We start from the raw sequence: 12,310 nt of genomic DNA, 5'->3' as shown, positions 1-12,310 counted from the left end.
GATCGTGGGATCTTTCGGGTCTCGACTGCGCGAAGAATCGACATTCGCCCGCTACGTTCGCAGTGCGGGCGACCTCCGCAGCCGAACGAACAGACGCGTTCATCCGACGCGGAAGGGCCCAGAGTACCGAGCGTGACCACCTTCAACACCGACCACCCGCACGCCTTCGAGTCACACCGCGCCGCGTGGGTCGCACGGGAGGTGCAGGCCGAGCAGCTCATCCCGCTCATCGGGCGCCTCTACCGCGACCACGGCGTCGTCACCTCCATCCACGGCCAGCGGCTCATCAATCTGTCCGCCACCGGGGTCATCTCGGTGCACGACCGCGCCCGCGAACTCGGGCACGAGGAGCTGACCCTGCTGGAGACGTCCACTGTCCTCACCGCACTGCTCGGGATCGCGCCCTCGCCGGCCTCCATCGACGTCGCGCGGCTCGCCATGTCGGTGCGCGGGATGGACGACGCCGACGTGGAGGCCCGGGTGCGGGCCGAGCTCGACAGCGCGCACTCCACGTACGCGGCAGGACCGACCGACGTGGTGCTCTACGGCTTCGGACGCATCGGGAGGCTGCTCGCACGCATCCTCATCAACCACGCCGGCAACGGCAACGGGCTGCGCCTGCGAGCGATCGTCGTCCGTCGCGGCTCGGACAACGACCTGGACAAGCGCGCCAGCCTCCTCGCCCGCGACTCGGTGCACGGGCCGTTCCCCGGGTCCGTCACGGTCGACGCCGAGCACGACGTGCTGGTCGCCAACGGGACGCGCATCCAGGTCATCTACTCGGACGATCCGACGAACGTGGACTACAGCGCCTACGGCATCCGCGACGCGATCGTCGTCGACAACACCGGCCGCTGGCGCGACGAGTCCGGCCTCGCGCAGCACCTGGCCAGCCCGGGCGTGGCGCGGGTCCTGCTCACGGCACCCGGAAAGTCACCGCTCAAGAACATCGTCCACGGGATCAACGACGACACCATCGGCGAGGACGACCGCATCGTCTCGGCGGCCTCCTGCACGACCAACGCGATCACCCCGGTGCTCAAGGCGCTGGAGGACGCGTACGGCATCGTCCGCGGGCACGTGGAGACCGTGCACTCGTTCACCAACGACCAGAACCTCACCGACAACTTCCACAAGGGCGACCGGCGCGGCAGGTCCGCGGTGCTCAACATGGTCATCACCGAGACCGGGGCGGCGAAAGCGGTCGCCAAGGCGCTGCCGTCGCTCGCGGGCAAGCTCACCGGCTCGAGCATCCGCGTCCCCACGCCGGACGTGTCGCTCGCCATCCTCAACCTGACGCTGGAGCGACCGGCGACGAAGGAACAGGTCAACGACTACCTGCGCCGGGTGTCGCTGCACTCCAGACTGCGCCAGCAGATCGACTACGTGGAGTCCCCCGAGGTCGTCTCCAGCGACTTCGTCGGCTCCCACCGCGCCGGAATCGTGGACGGCCTCGCCACCATCGCCGACGGGACGAACCTCGTGCTCTACGTCTGGTACGACAACGAATACGGGTACTCCTGCCAGGTCGTCCGGGTGCTGGAGCGGATGGCGGGAACACATCCCGCGGTCGTCCCGCCGCGCGCGGAGGTGCGCTTGCTGGAGGGGGCGACACCGTAAGGGCACGGACCTACCCGCGACCGGCAGCCTGCGCCCGTTCGGCGGCCTCCAGGACATTGGTCAGCGGCGCCCTGCCCCGCGCCGCCGCACCTGCGATGGCGCCACTATCAGCGAGAGATTTTAGTCACTGTCACGCCGCCGGTCAGGTTGAGCGTGGGCTTAGCAGCCCACGAGTTGTTGATGCCGTTCCAGGTGAACGTCCCAGCCCTATCTCCGGTGGCGACCTGGGTCACCCCTTTCCAGGACCCGGACAAAGAACCGGTGCCCTGGTAGCCGTTGGGGACGCTGTTCTTCAAGCACATGCTCGTTGTCGAGCACCCGGGCCCAACGATCGTGAGGGCGCGCGACAGCGTGGTCTGCTCGGGGATAGCGGCCAAGGTCTCCCCGGTCTCGGAATCCACAAGCAGCTGCACCGGGCCAGGAAGGTTCTCGATCGCCTCGATTTCCTCTTCACTCTGCGTTCCGACGAGCTTCTCAAGCTGGTCAACGTATCCCGAGTCTGTTGCCACGACCGAAGGGGCCGAGTCAGGAGTCAACCCTTCATCCGCAACCGCGGCCCCCGCCCCCGCAGTCATCAACACTGCAACAGCACCAACAGACACCAAAGAGAACCCGATCCGCATGAGCTCCGCTCCCTCTTGCATAAGTGCTGCATCTGGCATGCAACATCGGAGAGAACGTATCGGATGGTCTGCGCACGTCGGGCAATCAGCGCGCCCCCGCGTTGAGCACGGCTGTCGCCGATGATTCCATCGCGGTGGTCGCGTGGACGCGGAGGCGACCGGCGACGACTACCTGGTCACCGGCGATCAACGACGCCTGGACGTAGCGACCGAACCCGGAGGCGGCAACCACGCCGCACCGTTCGGCCTCGCCGTCAAATCACCCGCCGCGCCACTCGGTCACCGAGCAACGACGCCTCCGCCGCAAGCAAGAGGCGACGGGACGAACCTCGTGCTCTACGTCTGGTACGACAACGAATACGGGTACTCCTGCCAGGTCGTCCGGGTGCTGGAGCGGATGGCGGGAACACGTCCCGCGGTCGTCCCGCCGCGCGCGGAGGTGCGCTTGTTGGAGGGGGCGACTACCGTTCAAGGGTGAGCACGCCCGAGAACGACCCCGCCGAGACGACCGACACGACCGAGCCCGAGGCCGGTGGAGCCCCCACTGGAGACGCCGCCGAGACGGAGGCCTCCCTCACCTTCTCCGACCTGGGCCTCGACCCGCACGTCCTGAAGGCACTGAAAGACGTCGGCTACGAGACCCCGTCTGCCATCCAGGCGGCGACCATCCCGCTGCTGCTGGAGGGCCGCGACGTGGTCGGGCTGGCCCAGACCGGCACGGGCAAGACGGCGGCGTTCGCCCTCCCGATCCTGTCCCGGCTCGACCTGTCGCAGAAGATCCCGCAGGCGCTCGTCCTCGCGCCGACCCGCGAGCTCGCCCTCCAGGTCGCTGAGGCCTTCGAGAGCTACGCCGCCCACATGCGCGGCGTCCACCTGCTGCCGGTGTACGGCGGCCAGGGCTACGGCGTGCAGCTCTCGGCGCTGCGACGCGGCGTCCACATCGTCGTCGGCACCCCGGGCCGGATCATGGACCACCTCGACAAGGGGACGCTCGACCTCTCCGAGCTCCGTTACCTCGTGCTCGACGAGGCCGACGAGATGCTGAAGATGGGGTTCGCGGAGGACGTGGAGACCATCCTCGCCGACACCCCGGACGACAAGCAGGTGGCGCTGTTCTCGGCGACGATGCCCGCGCAGATCCGCCGCATCTCCAAGAAGTACCTCCACGATCCCGAAGAGGTGACGGTCAAGACCAAGACCACCACCTCCCCCAACATCACGCAGCGCTACCTGGTCGTGTCGTACCCGCAGAAGGTGGACGCGCTCACCCGCATCCTCGAGGTCGAGAACTTCGAGGGGATGATCGTCTTCGTCCGCACCAAGAACGAGACCGAGACGCTCGCCGAGCGGCTGCGGGCCCGCGGCTACTCGGCGGCGGCGATCAACGGCGACGTCGCCCAGGCGCAGCGCGAGCGGACGGTCGACCAGCTCAAATCGGGCAAGCTCGACATCCTGGTCGCCACCGACGTCGCGGCGCGTGGTCTCGACGTCGAGCGGATCAGCCACGTCGTCAACTTCGACATCCCGGTCGACACCGAATCGTACGTCCACCGCATCGGCCGCACCGGCCGCGCCGGACGCAGCGGCGCGGCGATCAGCTTCGTCACCCCGCGCGAGCGGCGCCTGCTGACGGCCATCGAGAAGGCGACCCGCCAGCCGCTCACGCAGATGCAGCTGCCGAGCGTGGACGACATCAACGTCACCCGCCTGGCCCGCTTCGACGACGCGATCACCTCGGCGCTGGCGCAGGTCGAGCGGATCACCCGGTTCCGCGACATCATCGGGCACTACGTGGAGCACCACGACGTGCCGGAGACGGACGTCGCGGCGGCGCTCGCGGTCGTCGCGCAGGGGGACGAGCCGCTGCTGCTGGACGAGGACGACGCCTTGGCTCGAAGCGTGGAGCGGGATGGGCGGGACACCCGCTCCGACCGCTCCGCCGGACGAGACGACCGCGGCGGGCGCGGCGAGCGGGGTTCGCGGCGCGAGCGCAGCGACAAGCCGATGGCGGCGTACCGGATCGAGGTCGGCAAGCGGCAGAAGGTGGAGCCGCGCCAGATCGTCGGCGCCCTCGCCAACGAGGGAGGCCTCAGCCGCGAGGACTTCGGCCACATCCGGATCATGCCGGACTTCTCGCTCGTGGAGTTGCCTGCGGACCTCCCTTCGGACACCCTGTCGCGGCTGGAGGGCACCAGGATCAGCGGGAAGCTGATCGAGATCCGGCCGGACCGCGGGGCCGGCGCCCGGCGCGAGCGGGGGCAGTGGGAGGAGCGGCGGCCGCGCGAGCAGCGCCGCGGACGGGACGACCGGAACGACCGCGACGACCGGCCGGCGCGCAAGCCGCGGCACCGCTGAGGCCGCAGACCCCGCCAACCCGGCGACCGCGGGCGGGCTACGGCGTGAGCACGGTGGTCCCGAGCAGGTCGAAGCATTCGGCCTCGATGGTCTCCCAATCCGTCACCGATCGATGCCAGTCGGCCTGGTCGATGTCGACGGTGACATCCGGGTCGTATGTGATCACGTAGTCCCGCAGCCCGGCCATCGCCGACGCGAGGTCACCCCAGCGGGAGCTGAGTTCGGCAGCCTTCTGCGCCAGCGGCGCCGCCCTCTTCATCTGGGATATGCCCGGGCAGTCCTCGTCATGGATGACCCGGCACGCAGACAAGGCCTCCGATCGTCCACGGTCCGCCTCCGGGGCGGTCGTAGCGGACGCCCCTGGTCCGCCTCCGGAGCGGCCGTCGGCGTTGAGGGAGAGGTCGGCGCGGTGGACGTCGCGGACGGCGCCGGCTTCGGAGGGCCCCCGCCTTTCGCCGCATTATCGCTCGCGCAACCTGCGAGCAGGGCTACCGCGATGAAAGCGGCGAGCACAGACGATGTGACTTTCATAGGAATGGATCCTCCAGGACGACGAGCGACGCGAACAATTTCCGTGTAGTGGGTCGCGTTCGGCCTACGGGGTGAAGACGGTCGTCCCGAGCAGGTCGTAGCACAGCTTCTCCATAGCCTCCGAATCGGCGGCGAACTGGAGCGACTCATCGCGGGGGAGATCGGCCACACCCTCGTGCCTCGCGGAATAGTCCCGCATCCCGACGATGGCGTCCGCAAGGTCGCCCCAGCGGGGGTTGATCTCGGCGGCGGCGTTTGCGTGCACCGCCGCTTCGGTCAGTGTCGGTATGGGAATGCCGTCCCTTTCATGGATCAGCTGGCACGCCGCGAACGCCTGAGGTCGGCCCGCGTCCGTGTCCTCCACTGCGTCGTCGGCGATGTCGTCGCGCGCCGCAGTCGAGGGCGTTGGCGTCGAAGTCGGTGCCGGAGTCCCGGACAACGCTGCTTTCGGGGTTCCCGGCCCTGTCACCGCGCCGCTGTTCGCACAACCGGCAAGCAGCACGGCTGCGGCAAGAGCCGCGGCAACCAGGGACGTTCCTGTTCTGAGCACACATCCTCCAGGTGCTAAAGCACAACGCGGACAATTTCCATGCGGTAGGCCGCGTTCGGCCTAGGGGCTGAAGACGGTCGTCCCGAGTAGGTCGCGGCACAGATCCTGCATGGTCAGCGAGTCGGTGTGGAACTGGAGCGCCTCATCGTCCGGGCGATCGGTCACGCCTTCGTGCTTCGCGGAGTAGTCCCGCATCCCCACGATTGCGTCCGCCAGCTCGTTCCAGCGCGGGTTCACCTCGGCGGCCGCGCTTGCGTGTGCCGCCGCATCCGTCAGTGTTGGTATGGGGATGTCGCCCTTGTCGTGGATCACTCGACACGCTTCCAACGCCCGAGGGCGGCCCGCGTCCACGTCCTCCATTTCGCCGTCGGGAACCTCGCTACCCACCTCTGTCGGCTGGGCGGGGGTCTGCGTCGAGGCCGACGTCGGCTTCGGGTTTGCTGCGTCTGTCGCCGCACCGTTGCTCGCACAGCCCGCGAGCAGGACGGTGGCGGCGAGAACGACGACCGCCGAGAATATGACTTTCATTGGGAGGGATCCTTCAGCACGACGAGAAAACGCGAACAATATCCGTGCGGTGGGTCGCGTTCGGCCTAGGGGGTGAAGACGGTCGTCCCGAGCAGGTCGTAGCAAAGCTTCTCCATGGCCTGGAAGTCGGCGTCGAACTGGAGCGCCTCGTCGCTGGGGCGATCGGCCACGCCCTCGTACCTCGCGGAATAGTCCCGCATCCCCGCGATGGCTTCCGCGAGGTCGCCCCAACGGGGGTTGATCTCGGCGGCGGCGTTTGCGTGCATCGCCGCTTCGGTCAGTGTCGGTATGGGAATGCCGTCCCTTTCATGGATCGCCTGGCACGCCGCGAACGCCTGAGGCCGGCCCGCGTCCATGTCCTCCACTGCGTCGTCAGACACATCGCCGCCCACCTCGGTCGACGGAGTGGGCGTCGAGGCTGGTGGCGATGTCGCCGACAACGATGGCTTCGGGATTGCCGCCTCTGTCGCCGCGCCGCTGTTCGCACAACCGGCAAGCAGAACGGTTGCGGCAAGAGCCGCGGCGACGAGCGGCGTTCCTATTCTGAGCACAGATCCTCCAGGTATTAAAGCACGAGGTAATAACGCTAGCACCATGTAAGCTGCGGTGTTTAAGGCTAGCTTTCACGGGTGAAATTTCATAGGGTTACGTCATCAACAGCAGTGTTCGCAGTTATCGTGAGCTTGACTTTCGTCTCAACATCGGCCGCGGTCGCAGAATCGAGCTCGTTCTCCGGCGCGGAGGACGGGGCCCATCCGCCTTCCGGCGCGTGGTCGACCGGAGCTCTCACGGACCCGATCGGGCCTCCAACGAATCCTCAGGAGGAAGCCACCGATCCGCCCTCGACGGAGGCGGTCGATCCGGAGGAATCGGACGGGAGTCCCGCGTCATCCATCCGCCCGGAAGTGGACGGGCCGGAAGAAACGCCTGGTCGGGATAGGGCCGCACCGGTGTGCGCGGACCCCGCGTGTGCGGGCATTCCGACCTCGAAACAGGCGTCGCTCAGCAGCTTGTGGAGCTGTACAACCAGAAGAAGCTATCGGTTGGCCCCTATACGGGAATCTGGTCCAGGCAGATTCTCCCGATTGCCCAGAATCGCGTCGAAGCGGGCTGCGATGTCGACCTGCGCGCGCTGCAGTCCGTCCTCATCATCACCAAGAAGTTCGGCCAGGTCACCCTCAGCGATCTGAACCGCAACTGCCTAGAGCACTCCGACAACTGCAAGAAGTATCCGAGCGCTAATCACTGCCCGTCACCGACACACGGAGTCGATATCAACGGCTACTCCGGAAGGCTGATCAGCGGCGCTTCTCAGACGGTGCCCTTGTTGCAGTTCATTGCGCAATTCGCGCCGACGGAGGCCAACGGAGTGTGGGCCGAGAAGAACTGTGACGGGAATGGATACGGCGATGTCATCCGTCGCTTTGATGGGCCGAACGACTGTAACCACCAGCACATCGATTTCCGCGATCACAACCGGCCGCTGAACATATCCGCCGGGCCCGTCGGCCCGTCCCTGCCGGTGGCCAATGGCGTGTCCCCATTGATCCTGCCGAGCAATCAGATCGCGCTTTACACGATCCGCGGTGACGGCAACCTGTGGGGCACCGCTCAGCAGTCCGCCGGTGGCGTCTTCGGCGGCTGGCAGCTGATCGGTGGGCAGATCGGCACGATCGTCGGCCGGCCCGCTGTCGCACGGACGAGCGCGGGCCTCATCGTGGCCTACGCGCGCACCACCGCCGGCACCATCGTCGGCACCGGGCAGTCGATGCCCGGTGGGACCTTCGCACCGTGGCGCCCGATCGGCCTCAACGGTGGCGGTATCGCCAGCGATCCCGCCGTGATCATCCTCACGTCAGGACTGATCGTCCTCTACGCCACGACGGGGTCGGGGGTGCCTCCGGCGTCGGTCAGACGGCTGTCGGCCGCGATTTCGGCAGCTGGCAGCAGATCGGCGCCGCCACCATCCTCGGACTCCGTCCGGCGCCCGCACAGACCGCGGACGGCAGACTCGTGATCTACTCGCGCGGCTCCGATGGACGCATCTACGGCTCCGGCCAATCCGTCGCCGGGAGCACTTTCTCCCCTGGGGCGCTGTCGGGACCTCCGGTAACAGCGGAATGCAGTCCGAGCCGACGGCCACGATCAGCGCGGACCAGCGCATCGGCCTCTACGCCGTCGCCGGCGGGACCCTCCGGGGCCTCACGCAACCCGCTGGCGGCAGACCGTTCGGAGGCTGGGTGAACTACGGGTACGGTGCGAAGGCGTTCGGGTCGACACCCGCCCTGGTTCCGCTCTCGAACGGGACCAATGCCATCTACGTCGCCGCGACGGACAAGACCGGATGGGGAACCGTCCTGGCACCCGGGCAACCCACCTCCGCGGGATGGCCGAACATCGGCAGCACCGCACTCGCCGCAACCGCGCTCACCGCGAAACAGACCTTGACCGGTCAACTCGTCGTCTACGCGAACGCCGCGGACGGGACCGTCATCGGCAGCGGGCAATCGGTCGCCGGCGGCACGTTCAGCAACTGGGCCGCAATCGGGTGACGCGAGGGGCTGTCAGCCGCGATCGCTTCCCGGCCTCCACCCCGACTGCGCCAGCCACGCGTTCAGGTCCAGCAGTTCCGGGTCGAGCGCCCGGGTCGTCGCGAAGTCGGCCTGGTACGCGGGCGTCTCGGCGAACCGCCGGAACATCTGCGCCATGTCCCCGAACGACGCGACGGCCGGGAGCCGATGGCAACGACGGAGGGGCTACCATGACCCGCATCCGCCCATCGAAAGGAGCCCACCCATGCCCGTCCTCACCGACACATTCGCCCTGTCCAACGGCGTCGAGATCCCGAAGGTCGGGTTCGGCACGTGGCAGATCCCGGACGGCCCGCTCACCTACGACTCGGTGCGAACGGCGCTCGACGCCGGCTACCGGCACATCGACACAGCGCGCGCGTACGGCAACGAGGCGAGCGTCGGACGGGCGGTGCGCGACAGCGGCGTCCCACGCGAGGAGGTCTTCATCACGACCAAGTGCCCCGCCGAGGTGAAAGATGCCGCAGGCGCGCGCCACGCTTTCGACCGGTCGTCCGAGCTCCTGGATCTCGGACCGATCGACCTGTACCTCATCCACGCGCCGTGGCCGTGGAACCACCAGGGCAGCGATCACCGCGCCGGCAACATCGAGGTGTGGAAGGTGTTCGAGGAGCTGTACGACGAGGGCCGGACGCGCTCGATCGGGGTGAGCAACTTTGTCGTGGCCGACCTGGAGTCGCTGATCGCCGGGACCAGCGTCGTGCCGCACGTCGACCAGATCCGCTGGTTCGTCGGGCACACCCAGCCGGAGACGACGACGTACTGCCAGGAGCGCGGCATCCTCGTCGAGGGATACTCGCCGCTCGCGACCGGGCGGCTGATCGGGGACGAGGACATCGAGCTGATCGCCGAGAAGTACGGCAGGACCGGCGCGCAGGTGAGCCTGCGCTACCTGCTGCAGAAGAACGTCCTCCCGCTGCCGAAGTCCACGACGCAACACCGGATCGCGGAGAACGCCGACCTGGACTTCGAGCTGAGCGTGGAGGACATGGCAGCGCTCGACGCCCTCGGCTCGCGCGACCGCTGACCACCGCCACCACAACCGCCGCTGTCGCCAAGGGGCACGCTAACGCCCCTCAGAGGGCGCCGGAGGGGCGATAACGTGCCCTTCGGCGGTGGGCGGCCGGCGGCGGGGAGGTCAGCGCGGGGTGACCGCGACGTCCTTCCAGGTCGCGCCCGCGTTGTACGTCCGCACGCCGATCGCCCCGCTGCCCAGCGAGCATCCGCTGTCCACCGCACTGGCCGACACGATCGACCCGCCGTCGGCCGGCTGGCCGGTCACCGTGATCGTGCAGCCGACAGCCTCCACGGTCAGGTGGTACCAGGCGCCGGTCGGCAGCGACACCGGCAGCGTGGCCGAGGCGAGCTGCGTCCAGTTGTTCATCTCCCGGCCCAGCACCAGGCCGGTCGGAGTGACGCCCGCGTAGTAGCCGTCGAGCGCGTCGGCCCCGACCGCGGGGTTCGTCACCCGCACGATGAAGCCCGCGTTGGCGTTGGACCCGAGACTGTCGAGTCGGACGTCTCCGGTGAGGGAGTAGTTGCCCCAGGATGTCGACCCGGCGACGCTCTTGTCGCCCGAGCCGCCGGCCGAGTCGGCGTACGTCTCCGTCGACGCGGTGGTCGCCCAGGTGCCCCCATAGGTGGTCCAGCCCGACGCCGTGCCGCTCGCGAACGGCGCCGCATACGGGGAGACCGCGGTGGAGGCCGTGGCTCCGGCGGTGACCGTGACGTTACGGAACGACGCGGTGCTGCCCTGGTCGCGGACGCCGATCGCGCCGGACGTCAGCGTGCAGCCGCCGTCGGTGTACGTGAAGGCGGTCGGCGCGGCCGTGCTCCCCACGGGTACCGCACTGACGGTGAACGTGCACCCCGACGCCTGCGCCACCAGGTGGTACCAGGCTCCGGTCGTCACGCCGCCGGGGAGGCTCGCGCTCGACAGCGACGTCCACCCGGAGCTCTCGCGGCCGAGCACCAGCCCGGTCGTGGTGATGCCGAGGTAGTAGCCCTTGAGCGCGTCGGTCCCGGCGGACGGGTTCGAGACCCTGAGCAGGAGGCCGGCCTGGGTGCCCGAGTCGATCCGCACGTCGCCCTGGACGGTGTAGTCGGTCCACGCGGTGGAGCCGGCCACCGCCTTCGGGCCGGCGGTCCCGCCGCAGGTCTCCGCGTAGACGTCGCCCGAGGTGGACCAGCAGCCGTTGTAGTCGACCCAGCCGGCGTCGCCGCCGCTGAACGTCGATCGGAACGGGAGGACACCCGCGTTGGTCTGGCCGGTGACCTCCTCGCAGCCGTTCGGCCCGATCGCGGAGGGCGCCGTGTAGCGGACGGACTGACCCGACGCCGAGACGAGGAGGTCGGGGCTGTAGTCCACGCTGCAGTTCGAGGCGGAGCCGGTCGTCGCGACGGGCGCCGGGATCCACGACCACGCGCCGGTCGCGTTCGAGGACGAGTTGACGAAGATCACCTGGCCGCCCTCCGAGCCTCCCGATTCGGTCTGGCCGGCGAGGAGGAACTCGCCGCCGCCGGCCGGGCTCCACGCGATGTACGGCGAGTGGAAGAGCTGCCTGCCGTCGGTCGTCGTCGCGGTCGTGCCGAGATCGGTCGGGCCCGACCCCCAGGTGTCGCCCGTGGTCGAGGACTTCACCCGTGCGACGCAGTTGAACGCCGGACCGCACACCTCGTACGCCATGACATACGTGCCGGACGTGCTCACTGCGACGGTCGCCATCCCCGGCCGGTCGGACTGGGTGGTGCTCGCCACGTCGTTCACCTCGCCGGGCGCCACGCGCGTCGAGCCGTCCGCGTTGGCGCTCCAGGCGACACCGCCGTCGGTGGAGACGATGTGGGCGAGCTTCTGGCTGTAGGTGCCGCTCTGTCGCTCGTCGGAGAAGTAGCAGTTCAGCTTGCCGGACGAGTCGAGCGCGAGGAAGGGCTCCCAGATCCCGGTGCCCTCGCCTCCGCCGGCCTGGAACGCCGAGACGTAGGTCCAGGTGGCTCCGTCGTCGGTGCTGCGCCACTCCACGAAGGTGGTGCTGGTGTTCGTGGTCGGCGCGACGTTGCCGACGAGGAGGAGGGTGCCGGCCGGATAGGCGCCGAGCGTCTGCGGGAACTCGTAGAGGAACGGCTGCCACATCTGAGACGAGGGATGGCCGGTGCCGGTCAGCGGGTCGCCCAGGCTCGACTTCGTCGACCAGGTCGCGCCGTCGTCCGTGCTCTGCCTGATGACGAACGAGGTGGCCGCGCCGCTCTTGTCCGCGTGCTCGAACGTCCCCAGCAGGGTGCCGTTCGCCGAGCCGCTGTGGGCCAGCCGGATCACCCTGCTGTACGCCAGGAAGTCGTTGGACGACGTGGACGTGTACATACTCGTGCCCGGACTGTTGGCGTGCGCCGGCGCGGCGACGCCGGCGACGAACGCGACGGCGATCGCGAGGACCGCGGCGGCGAGCGCCGCGACCCTGGCCACGAGCGGACGGTGTACGAGTGACTGCATTGTCGACCTCCTGTTTCCGTTGGGT

13 protein-coding genes are annotated in these 12,310 nt (G+C 68.7%); 6 read left to right on the top strand and 7 right to left on the bottom strand.

Annotated elements, in window-relative coordinates:
• Positions 1 to 132: 132 nt before the first annotated feature.
• Complete coding sequence (locus tag ACRAWC_RS13390) at positions 133 to 1,620, top strand: glyceraldehyde-3-phosphate dehydrogenase (protein WP_431348162.1); 1,488 nt, start codon at positions 133 to 135, stop codon at positions 1,618 to 1,620.
• A gap of 107 nt (positions 1,621 to 1,727) precedes the next feature.
• Here the strand turns inward: ACRAWC_RS13390 and ACRAWC_RS13385 are convergent, their stop codons facing one another.
• Entirely contained in the window at positions 1,728 to 2,243 is a 516-nt protein-coding gene (locus tag ACRAWC_RS13385) for a hypothetical protein (RefSeq protein ID WP_431348161.1), read from the bottom strand.
• Between the two features lie 142 nt (positions 2,244 to 2,385).
• Between ACRAWC_RS13385 and ACRAWC_RS13380 the strand changes: the two genes are divergently transcribed.
• Entirely contained in the window at positions 2,386 to 2,721 is a 336-nt protein-coding gene (locus tag ACRAWC_RS13380) for a hypothetical protein (RefSeq protein ID WP_431349500.1), read from the top strand.
• A gap of 110 nt (positions 2,722 to 2,831) precedes the next feature.
• Positions 2,832 to 4,598 (top strand): DEAD/DEAH box helicase, encoded by a 1,767-nt coding sequence (locus ACRAWC_RS13375; protein WP_431349440.1) that lies wholly within the window; start codon positions 2,832 to 2,834, stop codon positions 4,596 to 4,598.
• Between the two features lie 37 nt (positions 4,599 to 4,635).
• On the opposite strand, the gene ACRAWC_RS13370 is transcribed toward ACRAWC_RS13375, so the two are convergent.
• From ACRAWC_RS13370 to ACRAWC_RS13355, 4 genes are all read right to left on the bottom strand, one after another.
• Positions 4,636 to 4,857, bottom strand: coding sequence for a hypothetical protein (locus ACRAWC_RS13370; RefSeq protein ID WP_431348160.1), 222 nt, complete (start codon positions 4,855 to 4,857; stop codon positions 4,636 to 4,638).
• A gap of 336 nt (positions 4,858 to 5,193) precedes the next feature.
• Positions 5,194 to 5,679, bottom strand: coding sequence for a hypothetical protein (locus ACRAWC_RS13365; RefSeq protein WP_431348159.1), 486 nt, complete (start codon positions 5,677 to 5,679; stop codon positions 5,194 to 5,196).
• Positions 5,680 to 5,739: 60 nt separating this feature from the next.
• Complete coding sequence (locus ACRAWC_RS13360; RefSeq protein WP_431348158.1) at positions 5,740 to 6,207, bottom strand: hypothetical protein; 468 nt, start codon at positions 6,205 to 6,207, stop codon at positions 5,740 to 5,742.
• A 65-nt stretch (positions 6,208 to 6,272) separates the two neighbouring features.
• On the bottom strand, positions 6,273 to 6,758 hold the full coding sequence (locus ACRAWC_RS13355; RefSeq protein ID WP_431348157.1) for a hypothetical protein: 486 nt from the start codon (positions 6,756 to 6,758) through the stop codon (positions 6,273 to 6,275).
• Positions 6,759 to 7,174: 416 nt separating this feature from the next.
• On the opposite strand from ACRAWC_RS13355, the gene ACRAWC_RS13350 reads away from it, so the two are divergent.
• The gene (locus tag ACRAWC_RS13350; RefSeq protein WP_431348156.1) at positions 7,175 to 8,224 is read left to right on the top strand and encodes a hypothetical protein; all 1,050 of its coding nucleotides are present in this window, start codon (positions 7,175 to 7,177) and stop codon (positions 8,222 to 8,224) included.
• A gap of 103 nt (positions 8,225 to 8,327) precedes the next feature.
• Positions 8,328 to 8,759 (top strand): hypothetical protein, encoded by a 432-nt coding sequence (locus ACRAWC_RS13345; protein WP_431348155.1) that lies wholly within the window; start codon positions 8,328 to 8,330, stop codon positions 8,757 to 8,759.
• A 12-nt stretch (positions 8,760 to 8,771) separates the two neighbouring features.
• On the opposite strand, the gene ACRAWC_RS13340 is transcribed toward ACRAWC_RS13345, so the two are convergent.
• A complete protein-coding gene (locus ACRAWC_RS13340; protein WP_431348154.1) occupies positions 8,772 to 8,915 on the bottom strand; it encodes a hypothetical protein in 144 nt (47 codons plus the stop codon).
• Positions 8,916 to 9,003: 88 nt separating this feature from the next.
• On the opposite strand from ACRAWC_RS13340, the gene ACRAWC_RS13335 reads away from it, so the two are divergent.
• Complete coding sequence (locus tag ACRAWC_RS13335; protein ID WP_431348153.1) at positions 9,004 to 9,825, top strand: aldo/keto reductase; 822 nt, start codon at positions 9,004 to 9,006, stop codon at positions 9,823 to 9,825.
• Positions 9,826 to 9,936: 111 nt separating this feature from the next.
• On the opposite strand, the gene ACRAWC_RS13330 is transcribed toward ACRAWC_RS13335, so the two are convergent.
• Entirely contained in the window at positions 9,937 to 12,285 is a 2,349-nt protein-coding gene (locus tag ACRAWC_RS13330; RefSeq protein ID WP_431348152.1) for a family 16 glycoside hydrolase, read from the bottom strand.
• Positions 12,286 to 12,310 lie beyond the last annotated feature (25 nt).

Source organism: Leifsonia sp. L25 (assembly GCF_050632895.1).
This window is presented reverse-complemented; position numbering and strand designations above follow the sequence as displayed.

Excerpts from the sequence above, each read along its gene's own strand:
- ACRAWC_RS13370 (WP_431348160.1), bottom strand. The coding sequence starts at position 4,857 with ATGAAGAGGGCGGCGCCGCTGGCGCAGAAGGCTGCCGAACTCAGCTCC.
- ACRAWC_RS13335 (WP_431348153.1), top strand. The coding sequence starts at position 9,004 with ATGCCCGTCCTCACCGACACATTCGCCCTGTCCAACGGCGTCGAGATC.
- ACRAWC_RS13345 (WP_431348155.1), top strand. The coding sequence starts at position 8,328 with ATGCAGTCCGAGCCGACGGCCACGATCAGCGCGGACCAGCGCATCGGC.
- ACRAWC_RS13360 (WP_431348158.1), bottom strand. The coding sequence starts at position 6,207 with ATGAAAGTCATATTCTCGGCGGTCGTCGTTCTCGCCGCCACCGTCCTG.
- ACRAWC_RS13385 (WP_431348161.1), bottom strand. The coding sequence starts at position 2,243 with ATGCGGATCGGGTTCTCTTTGGTGTCTGTTGGTGCTGTTGCAGTGTTG.
- ACRAWC_RS13330 (WP_431348152.1), bottom strand. The coding sequence starts at position 12,285 with ATGCAGTCACTCGTACACCGTCCGCTCGTGGCCAGGGTCGCGGCGCTC.
- ACRAWC_RS13340 (WP_431348154.1), bottom strand. The coding sequence starts at position 8,915 with ATGGCGCAGATGTTCCGGCGGTTCGCCGAGACGCCCGCGTACCAGGCC.